General features: G+C 61.9%; 19 protein-coding genes. 11 read left to right on the top strand and 8 right to left on the bottom strand.

Annotated features, from left to right (window positions below; translation table 11 throughout):
* Positions 1-40: 40 nt before the first annotated feature.
* On the bottom strand, positions 41-1,291 hold the full coding sequence (locus tag ACSQ3F_RS20575) for a glycosyltransferase family 4 protein (RefSeq protein ID WP_436101915.1): 1,251 nt from the start codon (positions 1,289-1,291) through the stop codon (positions 41-43).
* Positions 1,292-1,302: 11 nt separating this feature from the next.
* On the bottom strand, positions 1,303-2,571 hold the full coding sequence (locus ACSQ3F_RS20570) for a nucleotide sugar dehydrogenase (protein ID WP_436101914.1): 1,269 nt from the start codon (positions 2,569-2,571) through the stop codon (positions 1,303-1,305).
* Between the two features lie 722 nt (positions 2,572-3,293).
* Between ACSQ3F_RS20570 and ACSQ3F_RS20565 the strand changes: the two genes are divergently transcribed.
* Positions 3,294-6,107, top strand: a complete 2,814-nt coding sequence (locus ACSQ3F_RS20565; RefSeq protein WP_436101913.1) for a tetratricopeptide repeat protein — start codon at positions 3,294-3,296, stop codon at positions 6,105-6,107.
* 47 nt (positions 6,108-6,154) lie between these two features.
* On the opposite strand, the gene ACSQ3F_RS20560 is transcribed toward ACSQ3F_RS20565, so the two are convergent.
* Positions 6,155-6,979, bottom strand: coding sequence for a heparin lyase I family protein (locus tag ACSQ3F_RS20560; RefSeq protein ID WP_436101912.1), 825 nt, complete (start codon positions 6,977-6,979; stop codon positions 6,155-6,157).
* Positions 6,980-7,263: 284 nt separating this feature from the next.
* On the opposite strand from ACSQ3F_RS20560, the gene recO reads away from it, so the two are divergent.
* Together recO and ACSQ3F_RS20550 are read left to right on the top strand one after the other, a co-directional pair.
* Positions 7,264-8,010, top strand: coding sequence for a DNA repair protein RecO (recO, locus tag ACSQ3F_RS20555; RefSeq protein ID WP_436101911.1), 747 nt, complete (start codon positions 7,264-7,266; stop codon positions 8,008-8,010).
* 14 nt (positions 8,011-8,024) lie between these two features.
* Positions 8,025-8,534, top strand: a complete 510-nt coding sequence (locus ACSQ3F_RS20550; RefSeq protein ID WP_436101910.1) for a PaaI family thioesterase — start codon at positions 8,025-8,027, stop codon at positions 8,532-8,534.
* 27 nt (positions 8,535-8,561) lie between these two features.
* On the opposite strand, the gene ACSQ3F_RS20545 is transcribed toward ACSQ3F_RS20550, so the two are convergent.
* Positions 8,562-9,431: a sigma-70 family RNA polymerase sigma factor gene (locus ACSQ3F_RS20545; RefSeq protein WP_436101909.1), complete on the bottom strand. Its 870-nt coding sequence runs from the start codon at positions 9,429-9,431 to the stop codon at positions 8,562-8,564.
* A 147-nt stretch (positions 9,432-9,578) separates the two neighbouring features.
* Here ACSQ3F_RS20545 and ACSQ3F_RS20540 point away from each other — a divergent pair, with 147 nt between their 5' ends.
* The gene (locus ACSQ3F_RS20540) at positions 9,579-10,037 is read left to right on the top strand and encodes a carboxymuconolactone decarboxylase family protein (protein ID WP_436101908.1); all 459 of its coding nucleotides are present in this window, start codon (positions 9,579-9,581) and stop codon (positions 10,035-10,037) included.
* Between the two features lie 70 nt (positions 10,038-10,107).
* Here ACSQ3F_RS20540 and ACSQ3F_RS20535 read toward each other — a convergent pair whose 3' ends face one another.
* Entirely contained in the window at positions 10,108-12,108 is a 2,001-nt protein-coding gene (locus ACSQ3F_RS20535; protein ID WP_436101907.1) for a PhoX family protein, read from the bottom strand.
* 185 nt (positions 12,109-12,293) lie between these two features.
* Here ACSQ3F_RS20535 and ACSQ3F_RS20530 point away from each other — a divergent pair, with 185 nt between their 5' ends.
* The 3 genes from ACSQ3F_RS20530 to ACSQ3F_RS20520 all read left to right on the top strand — a co-directional run bounded on the left by ACSQ3F_RS20530 (position 12,294) and on the right by ACSQ3F_RS20520 (position 16,757).
* Positions 12,294-15,143 (top strand): DUF2339 domain-containing protein, encoded by a 2,850-nt coding sequence (locus ACSQ3F_RS20530; protein WP_436101906.1) that lies wholly within the window; start codon positions 12,294-12,296, stop codon positions 15,141-15,143.
* Positions 15,144-15,174: 31 nt separating this feature from the next.
* On the top strand, positions 15,175-15,831 hold the full coding sequence (locus ACSQ3F_RS20525) for an HD domain-containing protein (protein WP_436101905.1): 657 nt from the start codon (positions 15,175-15,177) through the stop codon (positions 15,829-15,831).
* Positions 15,832-15,911: 80 nt separating this feature from the next.
* The gene (locus ACSQ3F_RS20520) at positions 15,912-16,757 is read left to right on the top strand and encodes an MOSC domain-containing protein (protein WP_436102202.1); all 846 of its coding nucleotides are present in this window, start codon (positions 15,912-15,914) and stop codon (positions 16,755-16,757) included.
* A 24-nt stretch (positions 16,758-16,781) separates the two neighbouring features.
* Here the strand turns inward: ACSQ3F_RS20520 and ACSQ3F_RS20515 are convergent, their stop codons facing one another.
* Both ACSQ3F_RS20515 and ACSQ3F_RS20510 read right to left on the bottom strand, forming a co-directional pair.
* Complete coding sequence (locus tag ACSQ3F_RS20515) at positions 16,782-17,774, bottom strand: aldo/keto reductase (protein WP_436101904.1); 993 nt, start codon at positions 17,772-17,774, stop codon at positions 16,782-16,784.
* A gap of 104 nt (positions 17,775-17,878) precedes the next feature.
* A complete protein-coding gene (locus ACSQ3F_RS20510) occupies positions 17,879-18,010 on the bottom strand; it encodes a hypothetical protein (RefSeq protein WP_436101903.1) in 132 nt (43 codons plus the stop codon).
* Between ACSQ3F_RS20510 and ACSQ3F_RS20505 the strand changes: the two genes are divergently transcribed.
* The 4 genes from ACSQ3F_RS20505 (at position 18,009) to nadC (ending at position 23,416) form a co-directional block, all read left to right on the top strand.
* Positions 18,009-19,265 carry an MFS transporter gene (locus ACSQ3F_RS20505; protein ID WP_436101902.1) on the top strand — a complete coding sequence of 419 codons (1,257 nt, stop codon included), beginning with the start codon at positions 18,009-18,011 and terminating at the stop codon, positions 19,263-19,265. The genes ACSQ3F_RS20510 and ACSQ3F_RS20505 overlap by 2 nt on opposite strands.
* 175 nt (positions 19,266-19,440) lie before the next feature.
* Positions 19,441-20,520, top strand: coding sequence for a quinolinate synthase NadA (nadA, locus tag ACSQ3F_RS20500; protein WP_436101901.1), 1,080 nt, complete (start codon positions 19,441-19,443; stop codon positions 20,518-20,520).
* Between the two features lie 223 nt (positions 20,521-20,743).
* A complete protein-coding gene (locus ACSQ3F_RS20495; RefSeq protein ID WP_436101900.1) occupies positions 20,744-22,342 on the top strand; it encodes an L-aspartate oxidase in 1,599 nt (532 codons plus the stop codon).
* 165 nt (positions 22,343-22,507) lie between these two features.
* A complete protein-coding gene (gene nadC / locus ACSQ3F_RS20490; RefSeq protein ID WP_436101899.1) occupies positions 22,508-23,416 on the top strand; it encodes a carboxylating nicotinate-nucleotide diphosphorylase in 909 nt (302 codons plus the stop codon).
* Positions 23,417-23,422: 6 nt separating this feature from the next.
* Here the strand turns inward: nadC and ACSQ3F_RS20485 are convergent, their stop codons facing one another.
* On the bottom strand, positions 23,423-23,647 hold the full coding sequence (locus tag ACSQ3F_RS20485) for a DUF6434 domain-containing protein (protein ID WP_436101898.1): 225 nt from the start codon (positions 23,645-23,647) through the stop codon (positions 23,423-23,425).
* Between the last annotated feature and the right edge of the window lie 8 nt (positions 23,648-23,655).

The following is a 23,655-nucleotide window of genomic DNA, read 5'->3' as shown; positions in this document are numbered from 1 at the left end:
AAACGTACCAGCGGACTAACGAAAGATCGTCGCCGCTGACCTAGGGCCGTGCATTCTTATAAGCCGCGATCAACTTCGGTACCTCGTAGCTCCAGGCCATCTGCGTTTCCACGCGGTTGCGGCCGAAGGCGCCCATTCTGGCGCGGCGGTCCGGGTCGGCGAGCAGTTCGGCGATCTTGGCGGCGAAATCGGCAGGATCGTTCGCCTTGGCATAGAGCGATGCTTCCTGCGCGCTAAAGCGGCCTTCGGTGACGTCGAACTGGACGATCGGCTTGCCGACGGCCATGTATTCGAGGATCTTGTTCATCGTCGACTTGTCGTTCATCGGGTTGACCCGGTCCGGATTGACGCAGACATCGGCGGTCGAAAGCACCTCGAACAACGTCTGGTCGGGCGCGCGGCCGGTGAAGGTGACGTAGTCGGCAAGGCCCATCTTTTCCGACATGGCCTGAAGTGCGGCAAGACTCGGGCCGCCGCCGACGAGGGCGAACTGGATGTCCTTGCGACCGAGATCGTAGACCAGATGGCGGGCTGCTTCGAGAAGAAGGTCGATCCCTTCCTGATCCCCCATGACGCCGACATAGCCGACCAGGAAATCGCGTCCGTTCTTCAGCGCCGGGCTCGGCGCCACCGCCTTGACGCGGGTCAGGTCCGGGCCGCTGCGAACGACGAAAATATCCTTCGCCTTCTTGCCGCCGCGCTCGATGGCGATCTTCTTGTAGCTCTCATTGGTCGAGATGACGGTATTCGCCGTCTTGAAGGTCAGCCATTCGAAAACGCACATCAGCCGCCAGAAGAAACCGCGCTTGTTGAACTTGGCTTCGTAAAGCTCCGGGTTGATGTCGTGATGGTCGAAAATATAGCGCTTGCCGATCAGCTTGAACTGCCAGGCGACGAGGAAGATCAGGTCCGGCGGATTGCAACCGTGCAGCGTATCGAAGCCGTGACGGAACAGGATTTTCCAGGCAAGCAGCGTTTCCCAAGTCAGCGCCGCGCCGTATTCCAGGAGATAACCAAGGGCGCCGCCGGCATCAAGCGGCAGGGGATGGCGGTAGATGTGAATACCGTCGAGGTGTTCGTAGCGCGCCGTATAGCCCTTGCCCGTCGGGCAGATGATGGCGACTTCGGCGCCGGCGGCGCGCAAGGTCCTTGCCTCCTGCCAGACCCGCCGGTCGAACGGCACCGGCAGGTTTTCGACGATGATCAGCACCTTTCTGCCGGAAAGCGCGCCGGAGAGGGCGTCGGTGCGGGCGTGGGGTGTGGCCTTGCTGTTTTGAACTGCTGTGTCCATCGCCGCCATCCTCAGGAAAGGGAGTTCAGATTGACGACATCGCCATTCTTCTCGAGGTTGAGCTTCCTGTAGGTGAGATTGGTGGTGATGACGCGGTCATAGGTCGTGGCCTCCGCGGTTTCCTTCGGCACGAGCAACTGCGACAGCGTCGGGATCTGGGTATAGGCATAACCCAGATTGGCGCCGACAAGCTTGGTCGCGTCGATCGCCGGATCGAAGATCGACAGTTTGTAGCCTTCGCGCAGCAGTCCGCGGGCAAGGTCGATATTGGGGCTTTCGCGCAGGTCGTCCGTGTCCGCCTTGAAGGCGAGACCGACGAGCAGGACCGTGGCACCCGGCTTCAGATCGCGCGTCACATGCTGGAACAGCCGGTATTTGTGCGCCTCGTTGGAGCGCAGCAGCGAGTCGACCAGATGCGTATGGGCGCCGCAATCGGCAGCGATATACTGCATGGCGCGCACGTCCTTTGGCAGGCAGGAGCCGCCGAAGGCGCCGCCGGGACGGGTGTAATAGGATGAAATGTTGAGCTTGGTGTCGGAGACGAAGATCTCATGCACCTTGGTTGCGCTGAGGCCAAGCTGCAGGCAGATGCGGCCGATCTCGTTGGCATAGGCGACCTTGACGGCATGCCAGGTGTTGTCGACGAATTTGGTGATTTCGGATTCGCCGAGGCGCACGTAGAAGGTTGGCGCCTTGATATTCTGGTTGAGCAGATCCATCCGTGCGTTCGGTTTGCCGTCGACGGTGCCGATGACGATCTTGGGCGGATCGAAATAGTCCTGGATGGCAGAGGATTCGCGCAGGAATTCCGGATTATAGACAAGCTCGATGCTGCGTTCGAAAGCGTCGCCAAGTTCGGCAGCGAGGATCGGCGCGATCAGCCCTTCGACGGTTCCCGGACGGATGGTCGAGCGATAGACGACGGTCAGCGGCGATGTTCTGTTCCGGCCGACGGCAGCGGCGATCTGGCGCGTGACCTCGGCGATATAGGTCATGTTGTGCGAACCATCCGGCGCGCTCGGCGTCCCGACGCAGACGATGGCCATGTCGCACTCGTAAAGATGGCGCTTGATTTCGGTATGCGCGGAAATTCTCCCGGCTTCGAGGCCTTCGCGCAGCAGCGCCTCGACACCCGGTTCGGTGATCGGTGCAATACCTTGATTAATTTGGTTTACTTTTTTTTCACTGACATCGAAACCGATGACGTGATGCCCTTCTTTTGCGATGCAGCACATGGCGGTAAAGCCGACATAACCGAGGCCGAAGATCGCTATTTTCATTCAATCTTTCCTTTAAAGTTTTCAAATTTTCAATCGAAACCTTATCGGCATTCGATTGTGATAAAAAAATAAAATTAACCGTTAAAACAACGGTTTACCTGTATTGTGCGTTCCAGCCGGCCAGGACAGTACACCAGTAATCACGCATTCGCAGGCCCCATTTTTGGGTTATTTGGACAACCTGCGGTAAATTATAATTTATTTCTGAAACTTTTTGTAGTGGTCCGTTTTGGCTTGCTTCCGTGGAGATGTTTTCACATAATTAAACATGATTTCCTAGGGGTATTTCGCAGTTGCGAGATGGAATGGTTAAGGCGCGGCGCTTTGCAGAGCGCCTGTCAGTCGCGTGCCTTCTGAAAAGGTAGATGCGCGGTTATCATTGACGCGGTGTCAATAGTGCTTCGAGCGCTGCGCTGGGGTATTTTTTGGAATCTGGCCGATCCAAAAAAGATACGGATGGACTTTCTCAGCACGGTTGCTGGCTATATTTTCGGTAAATACGCATTTCTGCATAAAACAAGATAATTTCGCGTCAACATTATATTTTGTCTCAATAAACCGGCGAGGTTTTTACTGTGATACTGGATCATAAATCCGTTCTTTTTGGTTGCGCGCTGGGATTGGCGATTTTGAGCGCCTCTCCGTCCTTCTCGCAGCAAGCCAGCGACAGCACAGAGCAAAAAGCGGCGGAGACGCCAGAACAGCAGGCTTTGAAGGCGTTCATGGCGACGATAAAGGCGGCAAAACCGGGGGATGATCTCAAATCTGCGATTGCAGGCATCGAGGCGATGGCTGGGCAAGGCGATCCGTCGGCAATGCAAGCCGCGGCTGACCTTTATCGCGACGGCAAAGTGGTTCCCAAGGATATCCCTAAAGCGGTCGATCTCTATACCAAAGCGCTTGAGAAGGGCAGGCTGGCGGCGGCGGCCAAGCTCGGCGACCTTTACCGACAGGGCGAGGCACTCGGCCTCGATCCCGGCAAGGCCGTCGGCTATTACGAGCAGGGGCTCGAGGCCGGCGATGCCGGGGCCAAGGCGGGTATGGCTGGCCTTTATGCGGAAGGTGTGCTGGTTGGCCGCGATGTTCCGAAGGCGGTCGCTCTCTATGAGGACGTCATTTCCGCAGGAGGCACATGGGCGGTGCCGTCACTGGCGGCGCTCTACCTGAAAGGAGACGAGGTCGGCCTCGATCCCGCCAAAGCTGTCGCCTATTACGAACAGGCAGTCCAGGCGGGCGATCCCGGTGCGATGATCGGCCTCGGCAACCTCTATCGCGGCGGCAAGGTCGTCCCGCAGGACATTCCACAGGCGGTCGATCTCTATATGAAAGCGCTTGAGGCAGGCAGGGTGGCCGCGGCGGCCAAGCTTGGCGATCTCTACCGGCAGGGTCAGGCCCTCGGCCTCGATCCCTCCAAGGCGCTTGGGTTTTACGAGCAGGGCGTTCAGGCAGGCGACGCCGGGGCGAAGGCAGGCATGGCACGCCTTTATGCCGAAGGTGTCCTGGTTGACCGCGATATTCCGAAGGCGGTTACTCTCTATGAGGAGGTCATTGCTGGTGGAGGCACATGGGCGGTGCCGTCGCTGGCGGCGCTTTATCTGAAGGGAGACGAGGTCGGCCTCGATCCCGCCAAAGCTGTCGCCTACTATGAGCAGGCAGCCCAGGCGGACGATGCCGGCGCTATGATCGGCCTCGCCAATCTCTATCGCGACGGCAAGGTCGTTCCCGGGGATATCCCGAAAGCGGTCGATCTCTATACGAAAGCGCTTGAGAAGGGCAGCCTAGCGGCAGCAACGAAGCTTGGCGACCTCTACCGCCAGGGCGAGGCTCTCGGCCTCGATCCCGCACAAGCCATCGGCTATTACGAGCAAGGCCTCCGGGGAGGCGATGCCGGCGCCAAGGCAGGCATGGCCGGCCTTTATGCGGACGGCGTCCTGGTTGACCGCGATATTCCGAAGGCGATTGCTCTCTATGAGGAGGTCATTGCTGGTGGAGGCGTATGGGCAGCCTCGCCACTGGCCGCGCTCTATCTCAAGGGAGAGGGGGGTGATCTCGATCCGAGCAAGGCGGTGGGATACTACGAGCAGGCGGTTCGGGCCGGCGATGCCGGTGCGATGATCGGTCTTGCCGGGATGTATCGGGATGGCAAAGTCGTTGCCAAGGACATTCCCAAGGCTGTCGATCTCTATACGAAGGCGCTGGAGGCCGGCAGGATGGATGCAGCGACCAAACTGGGCGATCTCTATCGTCAGGGCGAGGCTCTCGGCCTCGATGCCAGCAAGACCGTCGGCTACTACGAACAGGCGATGGCGGCTGGCGATGCCGGGGCGAAGGCCGGCATGGCCGGTCTTTATGCGGAAGGCGTCCTGGTTGACCGCGATCTTCAGAACGCGATTGCTCTTTATGAGGAGGTCATTGCTAGTGGAGGTGTTTGGGCAGCCTCGCCACTGGCCGCACTCTATCTGAAGGGAGAGGGGGGCGATCTCGATCCGAGCAAGGCGGTCGGATACTACGAGCAGGCGGTTCGGGCCGGAGACGCCGGCGCGATGATCGGTCTTGCAGGGATGTATCGGGATGGCAAAGTCGTTGCCAAAGACATTCCCAAGGCTGTCGATCTCTATACGAAGGCGCTTGAGGCCGGCAGGATGGATGCGGCGGCCAAGTTGGGTGACCTCTACCGCGAAGGGCAGGTCGCCGGCCTCGATCCGGCTCAAGCGGTCGGCTACTATGAACAGGGCGCAAAGGCCGGCGATGCCGGCGCGATGGTCGGCTATGCCAACCTTTATCGTGATGGTGTCGTTCTTCCCAAGGACGTTTCAAAAGCGGCCGATCTGTACCAGGAAGCCTATCGCGCCGGCAGGAAGAGCGGTTTGGCAAGCGCTGCAAGCGTGCTGCTTGCCGGAACTGTATCCCAGCAAAGACAAGCGCACGACCTCATTCTGAAGGGGCAGCTGGAAGACGCTCCCGGTATTTCCTCTGTTCTGGCCAATGCGGTGCTCGGCGGAACGGGCGTGCCGAAAAATCCGGCCCGGGCCATTGAAATCCTCAAGAAGGCAAGCGCCGCGGGAGACGCCAATGCAGCTACGACGCTTATCCAGCTTTATGCCCAAGGGCGGGGCAAGGATGTCGCGAAGAATATTTCTCTGGCCAGGACGGCGCTGGCAACCGTCGCAAGCCAGATGCCGCAGGAGCAGCGCGAAAGCGAAGAACTGTTCATCGAGGGGGCTGCTGCCGGTTCGGCGGAGCAATATGCGGCTTTCGCAGAAAAGATTGACGCTATGCCGTCGGTTCGGCGGGCCAATCTGATCGGCCGTCTCGTTGGCGCCAACAGCAACACCTATGTCTATATTCTGCAAAGCGAACTCAAGGGAACCGGCGACTACGGGGGCAAACTGAACGGTGTGTTGACCGGGGCCACCATCCGGGCCTTCAACGCATTGTGCAGCCGGCGCAACAAGGCGGCATTTTGCAGGCCGGGGCCTCTCAGCAGGCCAGCGCGCGACGTGTTCCTGGATTTCATGCGCGAAACGAACTCTTGAAACGGCGCAGGCCCGGCACTGGCGGTCGAAACCGGACCGCCAAATGCTCAGTTGGTCAAGGTCGCGCGTTTTGAGAGGTTCTCCGTCGTAGTGACGACATCGCGATACTCGACCACCGCGTCAGCGTCATGCCGGCTGCGGTAGATGCCGAATTTCCAGTAGCCAGCTTCCGGATGATCCCAATAGCCGACCGGACCGTCGAATTTTACGACCTGGCGGCCGTTGAGCCAGATGTTCAGGATCCCGTCGCTCGCGGAAACCTTGTGCTCGATCACGATGTTCAGCCACTCGCCGCGCGGCACATCATGCATCCGGTACATTTCGCTGCTGACCGGTTTACCTTCAGAAAGATAGCGCCTCATAAAGACCAGGTCCTTGCCCTGCACCTCGGCTGCGATATAGGGCGAACGCTTGTCGTCCTTGCTGCCGTGCCACTGGCCGACGATGAACCAGGAGCGTTCGTCGCTGGGGATGGCGAAGCCATCGGCGATCTTGACGCGGTAGGCATTCCAGATGACTTCGTCCTTCGGGAAGGTTGTCCCGCTCGTTGCCTCGGAGCGCTCCCTGTCTTCGCCGTCGAAGCTGGCACGCTCGCCGGAGCGGACCTCGAAGCGAAGGATTAAATCGTTGTCGGGGCTGCGCCGTGCGCCGACAGAATAGGCCTTCCGCGCGGACTGGTTTTGGTATTCGCCTTTACTATAGGAGAAATTGCCGGGAAGCGGCGTTACGGTCATCGACGACGCAGATGTATCTGCGTCAAAGGTCTGTCGTCCAATGGCATGTATGACTTCCTGAGGAAAGTTGACGGCGGCAGCGACCAAAAGAGCCGCGCACGAGAAATATCCGGTGCGGCGATTGACGATCCTCTTCATTTCGATCGCTCCTTTTTAAATCGCTTGCGCCGTCGAATCGGCAAAAAAATCACTAAAAAACTGGTAATGGATCGCCCGGCGATCAACCCATAGCTTCAACTTTATGTGATAAGAAAGCGTTTCGGTTGAAATTCAATTCTAATGTCAGAATGAGCGCACAACGTGGCGATCCAGGGGGAGAGAGCCGACGAAATCAGTTTCAAGGCGTGGCACTCCTCTCCGTGAATGGGGCTTGCGCTGAAGCCGCGATTGTTTTCGTCTGTCGCCAGAGGTAAAACTGAGCCATGCAGTGGAGTGATCAGGCCATCATCATCGGCGTCAAGCGGCATGGCGAAACCTCCGTCATTGCCGAGGTCATGACACGGGCGCACGGGCGTCATCTCGGCCTCGTGCGGGGTGGCCGCTCGCGGACGATGCAGCCGGTGCTGCAGCCTGGAAACGAGGTCGAGGTCACCTGGCGGGCGCGGCTGGATGAGCATCTCGGTGAATTCCGCGTCGAGCCGGTGCACCTGCGTGCGGCACGGCTGATGGAGGCGGCGACTTCGGTCTACGGCGTTCAGGCCATGGGTGCACTTCTGAGGCTTCTCCCGGAACGCGATCCGCATCCGCATCTCTATGAGGCGCTCGATGTCATCCTCGAAAATCTTCACGATCCGCGCGACGCCGGCGAATTGTTCGTGCGCTTCGAGATCGCCGTGCTCAACGATCTCGGCTTCGGGCTCGATCTCGCCGAATGCGCGGCGACGGGTGCGCGCTCCGATCTGGTCTACGTCTCGCCGAAATCCGGCCGCGCCGTCAGCCGCGAGGCGGGCGCGCCCTATGCCGACAAGATGCTGGTGCTGCCCGCCTTTCTTGTCGAGGGTGGCGCCGCCGACTACGACAGCCTGCTGGCCGCCTTCCGCATGACGGCCTTTTTCCTTCATCGCCATGTCTATGAACCGCGTGGCATTGCCCTCTCCACGGCACGCGACGGTTTCGTTCAGGCCGCTCTGAAGGCGCTGAAGTCTCAAGATACAGTCGCACACTCATAGGGAATCCCCGGAAAATGTCGGTTGAACTCTACCCCGGAATGACCGCCTCCGGTATCGGCACCGTGCCGTTGGACGCTGTCGCGCGCGATGGTGGGCTAAAGGTGATGCTGGATCTTCTCGCCGGCAATCACCCGGCGCCGCCGATGGCCGCCACGCTGAAATTTGGGTTGAGCGAGGTGGAAGAGGGCAGGGTAGTGTTTCAGGGCCTGCCGTCGCCCGAGCATTTGAACCCGCTCGGCACGGTGCATGGCGGTTGGGCGGCAACCATCATGGACTCGGCCCTCGGCTGTGCCGTCATGACGACGCTGAAGCCGGGCGAGGCCTATACGACCGTCGAATTCAAGGTCAATCTGGTCCGCCCGCTGCTGCCCGGCATGGGCGAGGTCTTCTGCGAAGGCAGGATCGTCCACCGCGGCCGGACGCTGGCGACCTCGGAGGCCTGGCTGAAGGACAGGAACGGCAAGCTGCTGGCACATGGCACGGAAACCTGCGCCATCTTCCCGATCGAGAACCTGATGCGGTGACGTTTCCGTCACCGCCGGCTGCGCTCCTCATCCGTGGTCGAACAGCGTGAAGTCGATCTGGCCGAGCCGCTCCGGATCGGCGATCGCCTGTACCTCGGCGATCCTGCCGTCGCGGATCGCGAGACGCAGGATGACGCGCAACTGCCCGCCGACCTCGACGATAAGCCCGAAGCCATCGTCGACAAAGGCCGGTTTTGCGCCAAGGGCGCGGCCCTTGAACGTATTGGCGACGGCCGCAGCACCTTTGATTTCCGCCTGCGATCCAAGCCTCACGGCTGCAACGTCTGCGCGGAACACGACGTTCGGGTCGAGGACAGCAAGCAACGCCTCGAAATCCCCGCCGCGCGACGCCGCCAGAAAGGCTTCGACGATCCTGCGCTGGTCACCGCGATTGGCATTGGCCGCTGTCCTTGCACCCTGAACACGGCGGCGGGCGCGGCTCGCCAGCTGCCGCGCGGCTTCGGGGGACCGATCGACGATAGGCGCGATCTCGTCGAAGGGCACGGCAAACATGTCGTGCAGCACGAAGGCAAGCCGTTCCGCCGGCGTCAGCGTCTCCAGGACGATGAGCAACGCGGCGCCGACCGAATCGGCAAGCAACGCTTCATGTTCGGCGTCGTCAGCCGACGTCGAAGGTTCCGGCACATGCGGCCCATAAGGTTCCTCGCGGCGTGATTTGCGGGCGCGCAGCATGTCGAGGCAAATGCGCGCGACCACCGTCGTCAGCCAGCCGCTGAGATTGCCGATCTCCGATAGGTCGGAGCGGCCAAGGCGCAGCCAAGCCTCCTGCACCGCGTCTTCCGCCTCGCTGCGCGACCCGAGCATGCGATAGGCCGCCGCCTTCAGCCGGCCGCGATCGGCCTCGAATTTTTCTGCCAGAAATTTTTTCTCGTCCATCCGTCACATTCCTCCACTTCGCTTCGTCATGCCTTTGACGAACGAGAACGGGGCGATGTGACAGACAATCGTCCCGGAAACGGCAGCGTCAAGATCAACCCACCGGAGACCGATATCCGGACGAGCCACAGAGTGAGGAGATATCCCGTGCAGCCGAGAATGAACAACCCCGCCGTCATGATCCCGGAAGCCATGCAGGCCCTGAATGCACTGGCGAACATCACGCGCAAGGGCGGCGTGCCCGCGCTCACCCTCGAACTGGTCAATCTGCGCGCCAGCCAGATCAACGGCTGCAGCGTCTGCGTCGACGCCCATCCGCGCGTGGCGAAGAAAGCGGGCGAGACCGACGAACGCCTCTTTGCCGTCGCCGCCTGGCGCGATACGCCATACTTCACCGATGCCGAGCGGGCAGCCCTTGCGCTGACCGAAGCACTGACGCGCATCAGCGACCGCGCCGATCCGGTGCCGGACGACATTTGGAACGAGGCAGTCCGCCACTATGAGGAAACGGCGCTGGCCACCCTTGTTCTCGCCATCGCCAACATCAATGTCTGGAACAGGCTGAACGCCGCCACCAGGCAGGTCGCCGGTGTCTGGAAGCCCTGAGGCGTGCAACTGCACAACACGAAAAATGGCGCCGCGAGTGCAGCGCCATTTCTCAATTCAGGGAAAGATATCAGCCAATCTTGCCGCCGCCCTGTTTGGTGATCGTGAGGACAGCGGGGCGCACCGGCATGTCGTCCTTGAAGTCCGGCCAGCGCGTCGCCGGGGCTTCGAACGTGGCAAGCCCGGCATCACCCGGATGCTGCACGGAGACGAAGAACGTGTCGGACGTCGGGTTGAAGCTCGGTCCGCACATTTCGGCCCCGACCGGCACGCGGAAGAACAGCTTCGACGTGCCGCGGGCATCGCCCTCGGTATCGACAGCCCAGATGCCGTCGGTGCGGCCGGTGTCCTTCTCGTTGTTGCCGTCGGTCGCGACCCAGAGGCGGCCATCGGCGTCGATGGCGCAGTTGTCCGGCATGCCGAACCAGCCATTCTTCGTCGTTGCCGTCGAGAAGGAGGCGCCGACTTCGGCGACAGACGGATCTCCGCACTTCAGCAGAACGTCCCATGTCGACTTGGTCGAGGCGTAGTCGCCGTCGGTCTCGGTGATCTCGATGATGTGACCGAAGGCATTCGCGGCGCGCGGATTGGCAGCATCGAGCTGGTCGGCCTTGCGCTTGGTGTTGTTGGTCAGCATCACATAGACCTTGCCGGTCTTCGGGTTCGGCTGGATGTCTTCCGGCCGGTCCATCTTGGTGGCGCCGAGCGCATCGGAGGCAAGGCGCGTGTTGATCAGGACATCGGCCTGCGAGGCAAAGCCGTTGGCGGCTGTCAGCGGACCTTCTCCGTGGATCAGCGGCATCCACTCGACGGTGCCATCGGCATCGAACTTCGCGACATAGAGCGTGCCGTCGTCGAGGATGTCCATGTTGGCCGCACGGTCGTTCGGGTTGAAGGCTGCCTTGGTGACGAACTTGTAGACATAGTCGAAGCGTTCGTCGTCACCGGAATAAAGGACGACGCGACCATCCTTGTTGACGATCGATTCGCAGCCTTCATGCTTGTAGCGGCCGATTGCCGTGCGCTTCTTCGGCACCGAGTTCGGGTCCATGACGTCGACTTCGACGATCCAGCCGAAGCGGTTGGCTTCCGTCGGCTCCTTGGAGACGTCGAACCGGTCGTAGAATTTCGACCATTCATAGCTGCCGCCCGGCGCGCCAAGACGCTTCAGCTGCTTGAACTCCGGATGATCCTCGGCGATCTCGCCACCGAAATAGCCGTTGAAGTTTTCTTCCGACATCAGGTAGGTGCCCCAGGCGGTGACGCCGCCGGCGCAGTTGTTGATGGTGCCGAAGACTTGCTTGCCCGTCGGGTCGGACGGCGTCTTCACCCGCTCGTGGCCGGCAACCGGGCCCGAAAGCTGCATCTCGGTCTTGACGGTGATGCGGCGATTGTGTTTGCCGTCGAGCACCGGCTGCCACTTGCCGTCGACCTTGCGGATTTCGACGATCGTGCCGCCATGCGCGGCCATTTCGATATCGACGAGGTCCTTGGTGTATTCGCCGAGCTTGACCTTCTCTTCTTCCTTGCCGTCCTTCATTTCCTTCACGACCGACGCGAACTTCGGAAACATGATTTCGGCATTGGTATATTCGTGATTGACGACAAGCAGGCCGTGATCCGGATTGCCGTCCAGCGGAATGAAGCCGATATAGTCGTTGTTGTAGCCGAACAGCTTTTCCTGCGTTGCGGCCGTCTGGTTCAGCGGGTCGAAATCCGGGCTGTCGGCAAACAGCTTGTCGCCCCAGCGCAACAGGATATCGGCATCATAGCCTTCGGCGACGTGATGGGTCTCGTCGACGCCGGCCTCGATCTCCGTGAAGTCGAAGCTGGAAAGGCTGCCGTTGGCGCGTGCATCGTCCGCGGTCAGGATCGCGAGCGGGCTGACTGTGGTGGAGATGGCGGCGACGGCAAGCGAGCCGGCCATGAACGACCGGCGCGAAAAGCGGCGGTTGATGATATCGCCCATCGTCGGGTTGGCGGAACAGTTCTGGCCGACATCTTCGAGCGCTTCGCGGCGGTCGGTCAGCGTCTCGATTTCAGGGGTTGTCGGGGCGGCAACGTGATCCATGGTTCATTCTCCTCTTCGTCCGGAAACTGCGCAAAGGCGCATCGAAACATGCATAGCCGCCGGATAATGACAGGTTCGCGACAATCTGGCGAAGAGATTGCTTTCCTGAACCGTCTTCGATTTGGACTGCGAGCGAAAAGCTGTATGGTCGGTGCCGTTGCGCGCTACGGCCTTGAGGAGAAAACATGATCGAAGTCATTGCTTTCGTTGCCTTTGGCATCGCGTTGGCGGCGCTTCTCAACGGACGCAAGACTGCCGAGCGGCTGGAGACCGAGATTGCGGCACTCAAGGAAGAATTGAAACGGATCGAGGAACTGCGGCCTCATGTTTCCGCCGCTGCCGGGGTGGAAGCGGCCGCGCAAACCGAGACGGTGGAAAGCCCCCCGCAACCGGTTGCGACCGCGACCGTGGAGCGCAAGCGCCTCGCTGAAATCAGGAAGGGCGACGCGATCTTCGGCGGGCCGCCGCCCAGCCAGGATGCCGTCGAAAAGGCGTCGCGCGGCGAGCCGGTGGCCGCGAGATCTGCACCCGCTTCCGTGATCGACGCGGTCGCACCACGACCGAAAGAAAGCCTCGAAAGCCGCCTGGGTGCGCGCTGGGCCGTTTGGGTCGGTGGCGTCGCGCTGGCACTTGGCGGCGTCTTCATGGTCAAATATTCGATCGACGCGGGTCTACTCAGCCCCGCGGTGCGGCTGTTCATGGCGGCCGTCTTCGGTCTCGTCCTGATGGGGATAGGCGAATTCGTCCGCCGCCGTGCCGTGCCTCTGGTCGCCGACACGTTCCAGAACGCGATGATCCCCGGCATCCTGACGGCGGCGGGCGCGGTCACGCTGTTCGGCGTCTGCTATGCCGCCCACGGCATCTACGGCTTCATCGGCCCGGTCACCGCCTTCGCGCTGCTGGCGCTGGTGTCGCTCGCCACCGTCGGACTGTCGCTGCTGCACGGACAGGCCTTGGCCGGACTCGGGCTTCTTGCCTCACTCATCACCCCGGCGCTGGTTTCTTCCGAAAGTCCGAGCCCCTGGAGCCTGTTCGGTTTCCTTGCCGTTGCCTGGAGCGCCACATCGCTTGCCGCCCGCATCCGACGCTGGACCATTGTGCCCTCGATCGCCAATATCGGCCTTTGCCTTTGGGCGCTGGCCTATATCGCCTCGGCCGCGCTGTTTGAAACGCTGCCGGTGACGCTGGTCATGCTGGTGATGATCGCCGGGGTCGGGTTTGTCTGGCCGGGGCCGACTGCCGCCGATCTGCCGGAGGCGGTGGATGGTCAGCCATCGCCGCCACCGCGCACGTCGTGGGAACGTGTGATGGCGCCGCCCCTGGCCGCGATCACCGCGACGGCCGGCATCTCCACGCTTTTGACCGCGCTCGCCATGATCAGCCCTGTCGCCGCGGCGTCCGATTATCCGGTCGCGGTGTTCTGCGTCATCGTTTCCGCCCTTGCGGGGTTGGGCGCGCTGCGCAGCTACGCCGTCTATCCCGCCTTGTTTGCCGCCTTCACGGCGATCGTCGGCCTCTGGAGCGTAACGGCGCTGAGCGGTCTTTTGACTTTCATCGATCCTGCTTTTCCAGGCCCCATCGCCACTGTTGCCGTATCCGGACGAACCGCGATGCTCGCCGGCATGGCGCTCTCTTCTGTCTTCATTGCGCTCGGAGCCCTGGCAAACTATCTGCATCTGAAAGATCATCCGCCTCTGGCGACACTATGGGCCGCGATCATGGCGATCGTGCCATTCGCGCTCACCGGCATGTCGCTGCTGATGACCGGTAACCTGACCTTCGATCTGCCACACGGATTGTTTGCGCTGGCGACGGGCCTTGTCCTTCTCGGTCTTGCCGAATGGTTGCCACGCCGCGATGCGCCGCAGGAAGCCATTCACCTTCCGCAAGCGTTTCTGGTCGCCGGATCGCTCGGCCTGTTCGTCATCGCGTTGCATGCGCTGACGGATGGTCTTGCAACCACGATCCTGATCGCGTTCCTCGGGGCTGCCTATGTCGCCGCAACACGCCTGCGGACCTGGCCCGCGCTGCCATGGATGATGGCGGGAGCGGCCGTTGTCGTGCTTGCCCGTATCGCCTGGGAACCGACCATCGTCGGGGCGCAAAATCTTGGCACGACGCCGGTCTTCAACGCTCTGCTCGCCGGCTACGGCATCCCCGCGCTGCTTCTTGTCCTCGCCGCTTTCGAGCTGCGGCACTGGCCGGGCGAGCGCGTCCGAAACCTGCTGCAGGCGCTGGCGAGCTTGTTTGCATTGCTGACCGTCGCCATCCTGGTGCGCCACGCCATGAATGACGGCGTGCTCGACAGTTCGGTGCCGACACTCGGCGAACAGTCGATCTATACGCTGCTTGCGATCGGCGCCTCCGGCACCCTGATGACGCTCGACATGAAATCGCCGAGCCCTGTCTTCCGCTATGGCAGCATGGTGGTCGGCGTCCTGTCGATGCTCTCGATCCTTGGTGCCCATCTGCTCGGCCTCAATCCCTATTTCAGCGGCGAACTGCTCGGCTCCGTGCCCTTCTTCGATCTGCTGTTGATCGGCTATCTGTTGCCGGGACTGGGCTATGCGGGCCTTGCCTGGTATGCCCGCGGCAAGCGGCCGATTCCTTACGTCACGGCTCTTGCGGTCACGGGCGCGATCCTTGCTTTTTCCTGGGCAACGCTCTCCGTGCGCCGTTTCTGGCAGGGCCAAAGCATCGCCGACTGGAAGGGTTTCCTGCAGGGCGAGACCTATACCTATTCCGTCGTCTGGCTGCTGCTCGGCGTTCTGCTCCTGGCGCTCGGCTCGCGCTTTAATGCCAAGAGCATCCGTATCGCCTCGGCGGTGCTGGTCTTCGTTGCGGTGCTGAAGGTCTTCCTGATCGACATGGCCAATCTCGAAGGCTTCCTGCGGGCGCTCTCCTTCATCGGCCTCGGCGGAGTGCTGATCGGCATAGGCCTGTTCTATCAGCGGATACTGTCCGGCAGGGCGAGCGCTCCGCCGCAACCGGAGATGCCGGTGGACATCGAGGCGGAACCGGGCGAAACAGTCTGACCGCTTCGTTTCGCCTTCGGATGGATTTCGCATGAGCCACCTGCCTTCGCTTGCCGCCGCCTTCGCGCCTTATGAAGCCCTTGCCGAACGGCTGCTGCCGCATGCCGTTTCCGGCAATGACGGCTCGCATGATGCCGCGCATCTGATGCGTGTGTGGAAGAACGCGCGGCGTATCCATGGGGCCGAAGGTGGCGACCTTCGCATCCTCGCCGCTGCCGTGCTTTTGCATGATTGCGTCTCGGTCGAGAAGAATTCGCCGTTGCGCGCCCAGGCGTCTCGTCTGGCGGCCGAAAGGGCTTTTGAACTGCTCGATGAACTCGGCTGGCGCACCGCAGAGATCACCGCCGTCGCCCACGCGATCCTCACCCACAGCTTTTCGGCCAATATCCCACCGGAAAGCCTGGAGGCGAAAATCCTGCAGGACGCGGACCGCCTCGATGCAATCGGCATGATCGGCGCGGCGCGCTGTTTTTACATCGCCGGCAGAATGGGGAGCGGTCTCTACGATCCGCTCGACCCGCTGGCGGAAGACCGTCCGCTCGATGACAAGGCCTATGCCATTGACCATTTCGAGACGAAGCTGTTCAAACTGACGGACGGTTTCCAGACGGCCGCGGGCAGGGCGCTTGCCCGGCAGCGGCAGGAACGGCTGCGCGCGGTGCTGGGCATGTTGATTGAGGAAATCTAGAAAAGACAATTGTTTGCGTCGATCGGCGGAATCAGTCTGCGATGATCTTGAATCAGACTCTGAACGGCAGGGGTAACGATATGAAAGTGACCGGGCTCAACACCCATCCGCTGAAGAGCGGCCGCGCCATCGCGCAGACTTCCGTCTCTGTCCAGATGGACGGCCTTGCCGGCGACCGGCGCTTCATGGTCGTCGATGCCGATGGCCAGTTCATCACCCAGCGGGAATTGCAGTTGCTCGCCCAGGTCGAGGCGACACATGTCAGCGGCGGCGTTCACCTGCGCATGAACGGACATATGATCACCGTGCCATTCGATCCCGCGCGGCGCATCGACGTTCAGGTCTGGGGCAGCGACGTCAACGCGGCGGTTGCCGCAGAGCCCGTCAATGCGACCCTATCCGGCTGGTTCGGGCGGCCGGTTAAACTCGTGCACATGGACGATCAAGCCGCGCGCGCGGTCGGCGAGGAATGGGCGGGGCAGGCGACTCCGGTCGGTTTTGCCGATGGCTTTCCGGTGCTGATCACCACGACCGCCTCGCTCGCGGATCTCAACGTCTCGCTGATCGCCAAGGGGCAGGAACCGGTCGGCATGGACCGCTTCCGCACCAATATTCTCATCGACAATGACGAGCCTTGGGAAGAAGACCTCTGGGAAAGCGTTGAGATCGGCGGCATCGTCTTCGATCTCGTCAAACCCTGCGCCCGCTGCATCATGACGACCCAGGACCAGGTGACCGGCGAGCGCATCGGCGGCAACCCGATCCAGGGGCTTGCCGAAAAACGCATGTCCGCCGACCGCCGCGTTCCGGGTGTCCTGTTCGGCTGGAACGCCGTGCCGCGCGGCGAGGGCACGATCAGCCTCGGTAACGGAATGAGAGTCGTCAAGGCGCGCGAGGAGCGTTGGCCGATGAAGATCAGGGCCTGACCCGGCAAGGTTCAGGTCGCGGGTTCACGGCCGTTTGAGCGCCTGTTCGATCGCCTCCATGATCGGATGCGACAACGGCCCTTTCTCAAGCCCCCCGGCGTTTTCCTCGACCTGTTTCACCGTGCGAAAGCCCGGGATCGGCAATGTGTTCGGCGAACGAGCCCAGAGCCACGCCAAGGCACCCTGGGTCAATGTGCGGCCATCCGAGCGCAACAAGCCCCGGATCGCGTCGAGCCGCCTGGAAAACTCGGGATCGACCACGCCATCTCGAAAATATTTCAGCCAGTCGAACGCGGCGCTGCGCACGTCGTTTGCCGCCAGCCTGTCGCCGGGTTTGAACTTTCCGGAGAGCAGCCCCATCGCCAGCGGGCCGCGGTTGATGGAGATGAGGCTCTCCTTTTCGATGAGCGCGATCATCTCGGGGACTGGTTCGAACACGTTCATCGTGTGCTGCACCGAAATGAAGCCCTCCCTGCCGGCGAAGCGTGCGGCCCGTTCCGGCCAATCCGTGCTCCAGCCATAGGCCGCGATCTTGCCTTCCGCCCGCAGGGCGTCGAGCGTGTCGAAGACCTCGTCGGCCTCGACCGGATCGAATTCATTGAGGTGGAACTGCAGAAGGTCGATTCGCTCGCGCCGCAGCCGCTTCAGCGAGGTTTCAAGCGAAGCACGGATGAAGTCCGGCGAGGCGAAGACCCCGGTTGCCTGTTTCGTTGCCGGATCGGTGGCGAATCCGAATTTCGTCGCCACGACGATGTCTGGATGTCCGGCCAGCGCCTCGCCGAGAACGTCCTCGGAATGCCCGGCGCCGTAATTCGATGCCGTGTCGAAGAAGCGAATGCCAAGCTCGATCGCCCGGTGAATGGCGCGGACCGATTCTGCGTCGTCGACATCACCCCATCCGAGCGGGACGTCGCCCGCATAGAACGGCCCGCCGATCGCCCAGCAGCCCATGCCAAGCCGCGGGATGGCGCTCCCGTCCCAGAGGGTAATATCGGTGGATTTTGTCTTGTCGAGCATAACGGCCTCCGCGTGACTTTTGGCCGACGCTATCAGCTGCCGCTGTGGCAAGAAACGCAAAGGGCCGGAGGACGTTTTTCAGAAACGAAAAACTCACGTTCTGCCTAAGCAGCGCCGCCGTTCCGGCCGGCCAGCCCTGATTCATCAATTTGGCTGATTGCAAAGTCATTTAAATTCACTTTTTTTGCATGTTTGCGACGTGTAGCTTGGCGCTCCAATAACACGGAGCCGTTCATGTCCGCCGTTTCCCCATCCACCGCGCAGATACATGCCGCCCGCCCCGGTCTGCCCTGGCTGATCATTCTCGCCGGGTCGCTCGTCGCCTTGCTGACCTTCGGTCCGCGCTCGGCCATGGGCTTCTTCCAGTTGCCGATGCTCGCCGATACCGGCTGGGACCGCACCACCTTCGGCCTCGCCATGGCGCTGCAGAACCTCTGCTGGGGGCTCAGCCAGCCGTTCTTTGGCGCCATCGCCGATAAGTTCGGCACCTGGCGGGTGCTGGCCATCTCCGGGCTTCTCTATGCCGCCGGACTGTTCCTGATGTCGTTCGGCAGTTCGCCAGCCACCTTGCATATCGGCGGCGGCGTGCTGGTGGGCCTGGCCGTCGGTGCCGGTTCCTTCGGCACGGTGCTGTCCGCCTTCGCCCGCAATGTCACGCCGCACCAGCGCTCCATGGCCTTCGGCATCGGCACGGCGGCGGGCTCGGCCGGCATGTTCCTGTTCGCTCCCTTGAGCCAGGGGTTGATCTCCGCCTATGGCTGGTCGGACAGCCTCGTCTATCTCGGCCTTGTGATGCTGCTCGTGCCGCTGTTTGCCATCCCGCTGCGCGGCAACGCTTCGTCCGGTAGCCAGAAGGAAACGCTCTACAAGCAGTCGATCGGCGAGGCGCTGAAGGAGGCGCTGGGCCACAAGAGCTATCTGCTGCTCGTCTCCGGCTTCTTCGTCTGCGGTTATCAGGTGGCCTTCATCACCGCGCATTTCCCCGCCTATATCGGCGATATCGGCATCGATGCGCGCTACGCGGTGATCGCGCTGGCGCTGATCGGATTCTTTAACATCATCGGCTCGTTATCTGCCGGTATCATCGGCCAGCACTATTCGAAGCCCTATTTCCTGTCGCTGATTTATATCGGCCGGTCGATCGCCGTCTCGGCGTTCCTCCTGTTGCCGCAATCGCCAACCTCGGTGATCATCTTCGCCATCGTCATGGGGCTTCTTTGGCTGTCGACCGTGCCGCCGACCAATGGCCTCGTCGCCATCATGTTCGGCACGGGCCATCTTGGCCTGCTCGGCGGCATCGTCTTCCTGTCGCATCAGGTCGGCTCGTTCCTCGGCGTCTGGATGGGCGGTTATCTCTACGACCGTCTCGGCTCCTACGATCCGGTCTGGTGGCTCGGCGTGGCGCTCGGCATCTTCGCCGCCGTCGTCCATTGGCCGATCGAGGAGAAGCCGGTCACCCGCCCGGCGGTCACCCGCCCGGCGATCGCCTGACGGCCCCACAAATTCTTGCCCCTCCCGCAGAAATAGCGGGAGGGCATTCTTGAAAACTGTCACAAAACTTTCTAAGTCTCGTCCACCGGCACTGCCGGTTTTGTTTTGATCCTATTATGCTCAATTTGAGCAAAATAGGTTTTGCCGCCGGAGGGGCGGTGAGAGGAGCAGTTCGATGACGATCGCGCAGACCAATGCAGCCCTTAAGACTTCCGGCGCATTCCAGACCGCCGCCGAGCGCTTCGGCATCATCGAAAAACCGAACCTGACCTTCACACCGGACATCGCACGCGAAACCGAGCACCTTTACGAGCGGGTGAAGCAGTTCATTCCCGCCTTCGAATGGCCGGTCTATGCGCCTTATGTGCACGCCATCAACCGGCTGAAGAAGGAGCGCGGCGCCGTTATCCTCGCCCATAACTACCAAACGCCGGACATCTTCCACTGCGTCGCCGATATCGTCGGAGACTCGTTGCAGCTCGCGCGCGACGCCACCAAGGTCGATGCGGAGATCATCATCCAGTGTGGCGTACACTTCATGGCCGAGACCTCCAAACTGCTCAATCCGGAAAAGACCGTGCTGATCCCGGACGCCAAGGCCGGCTGCTCTTTGTCGGAATCGATCACCGGCGCCGACGTTCGCCTCTTGAAGGAGCGTTATCCCGGCGTACCGGTCGTGACCTACGTCAACACGTCGGCCGACGTGAAGGCCGAGACCGATATCTGCTGCACCTCGTCCAATGTGCTGGCCGTCATCGAGAGCCTCGAGAGCGATACCGTGCTTTGCATCCCCGACGAATATCTGGCGATGAACGTTGCCAAGCAGACGAAAAAGAAGATCCTCACCTGGAAGGGCCATTGCGAGGTGCACGAGCGCTTCACGGCCGCCGAACTCCTGGCCTACAAGGAGGCCGATCCGTCGATCGAGATCATCGGCCATCCCGAATGCCACCCGGACGTGATCGCCGTCTGCGACTTCGCCGGCTCCACCTCGGGCATGATCAACTACGTCAAGGACAAGCGTCCGGCCCGGGTGCTGCTCGTCACCGAATGCTCGATGGCGTCGAACATCCAGGCGGAGGTCAAGGGCGTCGATTTCATCAAGCCGTGCAATCTCTGTCCGCACATGAAGCGCATCACGCTGCCGAAGATCCTCGACAGCCTGCTCTTCATGACCGAGGAGGTGCTTGTCGATCCGGCGATCGCCGACCGCGCCCGCCTCGCCGTCGAGCGGATGGTGAATTTGAAGCAGTAATTTTTGGTTCCGCCGGGAGGGGCGAAATGCGAAACAGCGTGGACAATGGATTTGGAACCGGGAGCTCTCGGTTTGCGATTTCCCCCCTTGAGGGGGAGATGCCCGACAGGGCAGAGGGGGGTGTTCCTGGCGCCGCCCTCAATCGTGGAACCCCCCTCTGTCACTTCGTGACATCTCCCCCTCAAGGGGGGAGATCAGTCCGCGACTGTGGGAGCTTGAAGCAATGCTGACTGACCATTTCCGCCCGCAATCCTTCAATGGCATCGACGACATCGTCATTGTCGGCGGCGGCCTTGCCGGCCTTTTCTGCGCGCTGAAACTCAGCCCGCGTCCCGTCACCGTGCTTGCCGCCGCGCCGATCGGTCACGGCGCCTCGTCCGCCTGGGCTCAAGGGGGCATTGCCGCTGCCATGGGGCTCGGCGATACCATCGACAAGCATGTCGCCGATACGCTGGTTGCCGGTGCCGGCATCGTCGACGAGAAGATGACGCGCCTGATGGTGGCCGAAGGCCCGGCGCGCATTCACGATCTCCTTGGCTACGGCGTACCCTTCGACCGCGATCTGGAAGGCAAGCTGCTTCTGTCGCGCGAGGCTGCCCATTCCGAGCGTCGCATCGTCCGCGTCAAGGGCGACATGGCCGGCAAGGCAATCATGGAGGCGCTGATCGCGGCCGTGCGCAACACGCCGTCGATCCGGGTTCTGGAAGGTTATGTCGTCGAGGAACTGGTGCGCCAGGGCCGCTTCATCTCCGGCGTCATCGCCCGGCCGGATGCCGGGCAGTCGAAGAAGCGCGTTTCGTTCCCGGCTCGCGCCGTCGTGCTCTGCTCGGGTGGCGTTGGCCATCTTTTTTCGGTGACGACCAATCCGACCGAAGCCTGCGGGCAGGGCGTCGGCATGGCGGCGCGCGCCGGCGCCATCGTTGCCGATCCGGAATTCGTGCAGTTCCATCCGACGGCGATCAATATCGGCCGCGACCCGGCACCGCTCGCGACCGAAGCCCTGCGCGGCGACGGCGCGCACCTGATCAATTCTGCCGGCCATCGCTTCATGCTCGACATCCATCCGGATGGCGAACTTGCTCCCCGCGATATCGTCTCGCGCGGGGTCTTCGCCGAAGTGCAGGCCAAGCGCGGCGCCTTCCTCGATTGCACCAAGGCCGTCGGCGCGCATTTCCCCGAGGCCTTCCCGACCGTCTACGCCTCCTGCATGTCGGCCGGCATCAACCCGGTTACCCAGCCGATCCCGGTCGTTCCGGCCGTGCACTATCATATGGGCGGCGTGCTCACCGACGCCGAGGGCCGTACCTCGATCGACGGGCTGTGGGCTGCGGGCGAGGTCACCTCGACGGGCGTCCACGGCGCCAACCGTTTGGCCTCGAACTCTCTTCTGGAAGCGGTGGTCTTTGCCGCGCGTATCGCCGAAAACATCAAGGGCATGTTGCCGGAACCGAAGATCACCGATTGGGGCAACAATGCCGGCGAGAACGACGATCCGGTGACACTCGAAGACAGCCCGCCATTGACGGCGCTGCGGCATATCATGAGCGACCATGTCGGTGTCATCCGCAACAGGGACAGCCTGAGCCGCGCCATCCGCGCCATCGCCAATCTCGAGCGCCAGAACACGAGGCTGCGCTTCAGCAACATCCTCACCACGGCCAAGCTGATGGCGGTTGCGGCCTTCCAGCGCACCGAGAGCCGCGGTGGCCATTTCCGCTCGGATTGCCTGGAGCCACGCCCAGAATGGAAACGCCGAACCTACCTGACGCTGGCGGAAGCCGACCGGATCGTCGCAGACGTGGCGGAGACGGAAGTGGTTTAGAGTTGTTTTCCGCAGCCGCCATCTTACTCCGTCACCCTCGGGCTTGACCCGAGGGTCCAGACACAACCTGCGTGGATCCTCGGGTCAAGCCCTAGGATGACGATGGGAGGGGCCGGTTTACGAGAAACTGGAACCTTCGTCGCAGCACTTTGAAGAGGAACCGCCATGTCGCTCACCGCCCTTCGTCCCGAATTGCCCGCCTTGATGGTGGAGGAGCACGTCCGCGCTGCCCTGCTGGAGGATCTCGGTCGCGCCGGTGACATCACCACTTACGCAACGATCGCGCCGGAGATGACGGCCACCGCGGAAATGAACGCCCGCGAAAACGGCGTCGTTGCCGGCATGGAACTGGCCCGCACTGCGTTCCGGCTGATCGATCCGGCAATTCGCTTCGACGCGCTGGTGGCGGATGGCGGCCGGGTCGGTCCGGGCACCGTGCTTGCCCGCATCTCCGGGCCTGCGCGCGGGCTTCTGTCGGCCGAGCGAGTGGCCTTGAATTTCCTCATGCATCTTTGCGGCGTCGCGACGCATACCTCAAAATTCGCCGCCGAGATCGCCCACACCCGCGCCAAGGTCTGCTGCACGCGCAAGACCATTCCCGGCCTGCGGGCGCTTGAAAAATACGCCGTTCGTCTCGGTGGCGGCTCGAACCATCGCTATGGCCTCGATGATGCGATCCTGATCAAGGACAACCACATCGCCGTTTCCGGCGGCGTCGCCGGCGCCGTCAACGCGGCGCGCGCCTATTGCGGCCATCTGGTCAAGATCGAGGTGGAAGTCGATGGCCTGGAGCAGATGCGCGAAGCCCTGACCGCCAGCCCCGATGTCATCCTGCTCGACAATATGGCGCCGGACCTGCTTAGCGAAGCCGTCGCGGTCAATGCAGCCCATTGGCAGCTTTCAGCTGATGCTTACGCGGGCGACCCCCGCCGTACCCGGCTGGAGGCTTCCGGCAACGTCAATTTCCAGACCATCCGCGCCATCGCCGAAACCGGCGTCGACTACATCTCGACCTCCAAGATTACCATGGCGGCGCCGACGCTGGACATAGGGCTGGATGTGGTCATCGGCTGAAGAGCGTTACAGCCATTTTGCCGTAGCACGCCGTCTCGTCCATTCATCCGCAACATCGCCCATGGTTTTCGCCGCACCGTCCTTGATCCAGGCCATGAAGGCCCGGTCGAACGCGAAATCCTTGCCACATTGCGCGGTGAGGAAACGCCGGACATTCTGCGTGTTCCTGTAGGTCGGCGTCACCGCGGTGTTGCGGTCGATCGGGTCGGCATGCCAGTCGAAGCCCTTCATAGCCACTC

It is taken from the genome of Pararhizobium sp. LjRoot238, from assembly GCF_964252955.1.
In the GTDB taxonomy this organism is placed as follows: domain Bacteria; phylum Pseudomonadota; class Alphaproteobacteria; order Rhizobiales; family Rhizobiaceae; genus Pararhizobium.
The sequence above is the reverse complement of the archived record's forward strand: the minus strand, read 5'-3'. Positions and strand labels throughout refer to the sequence as shown.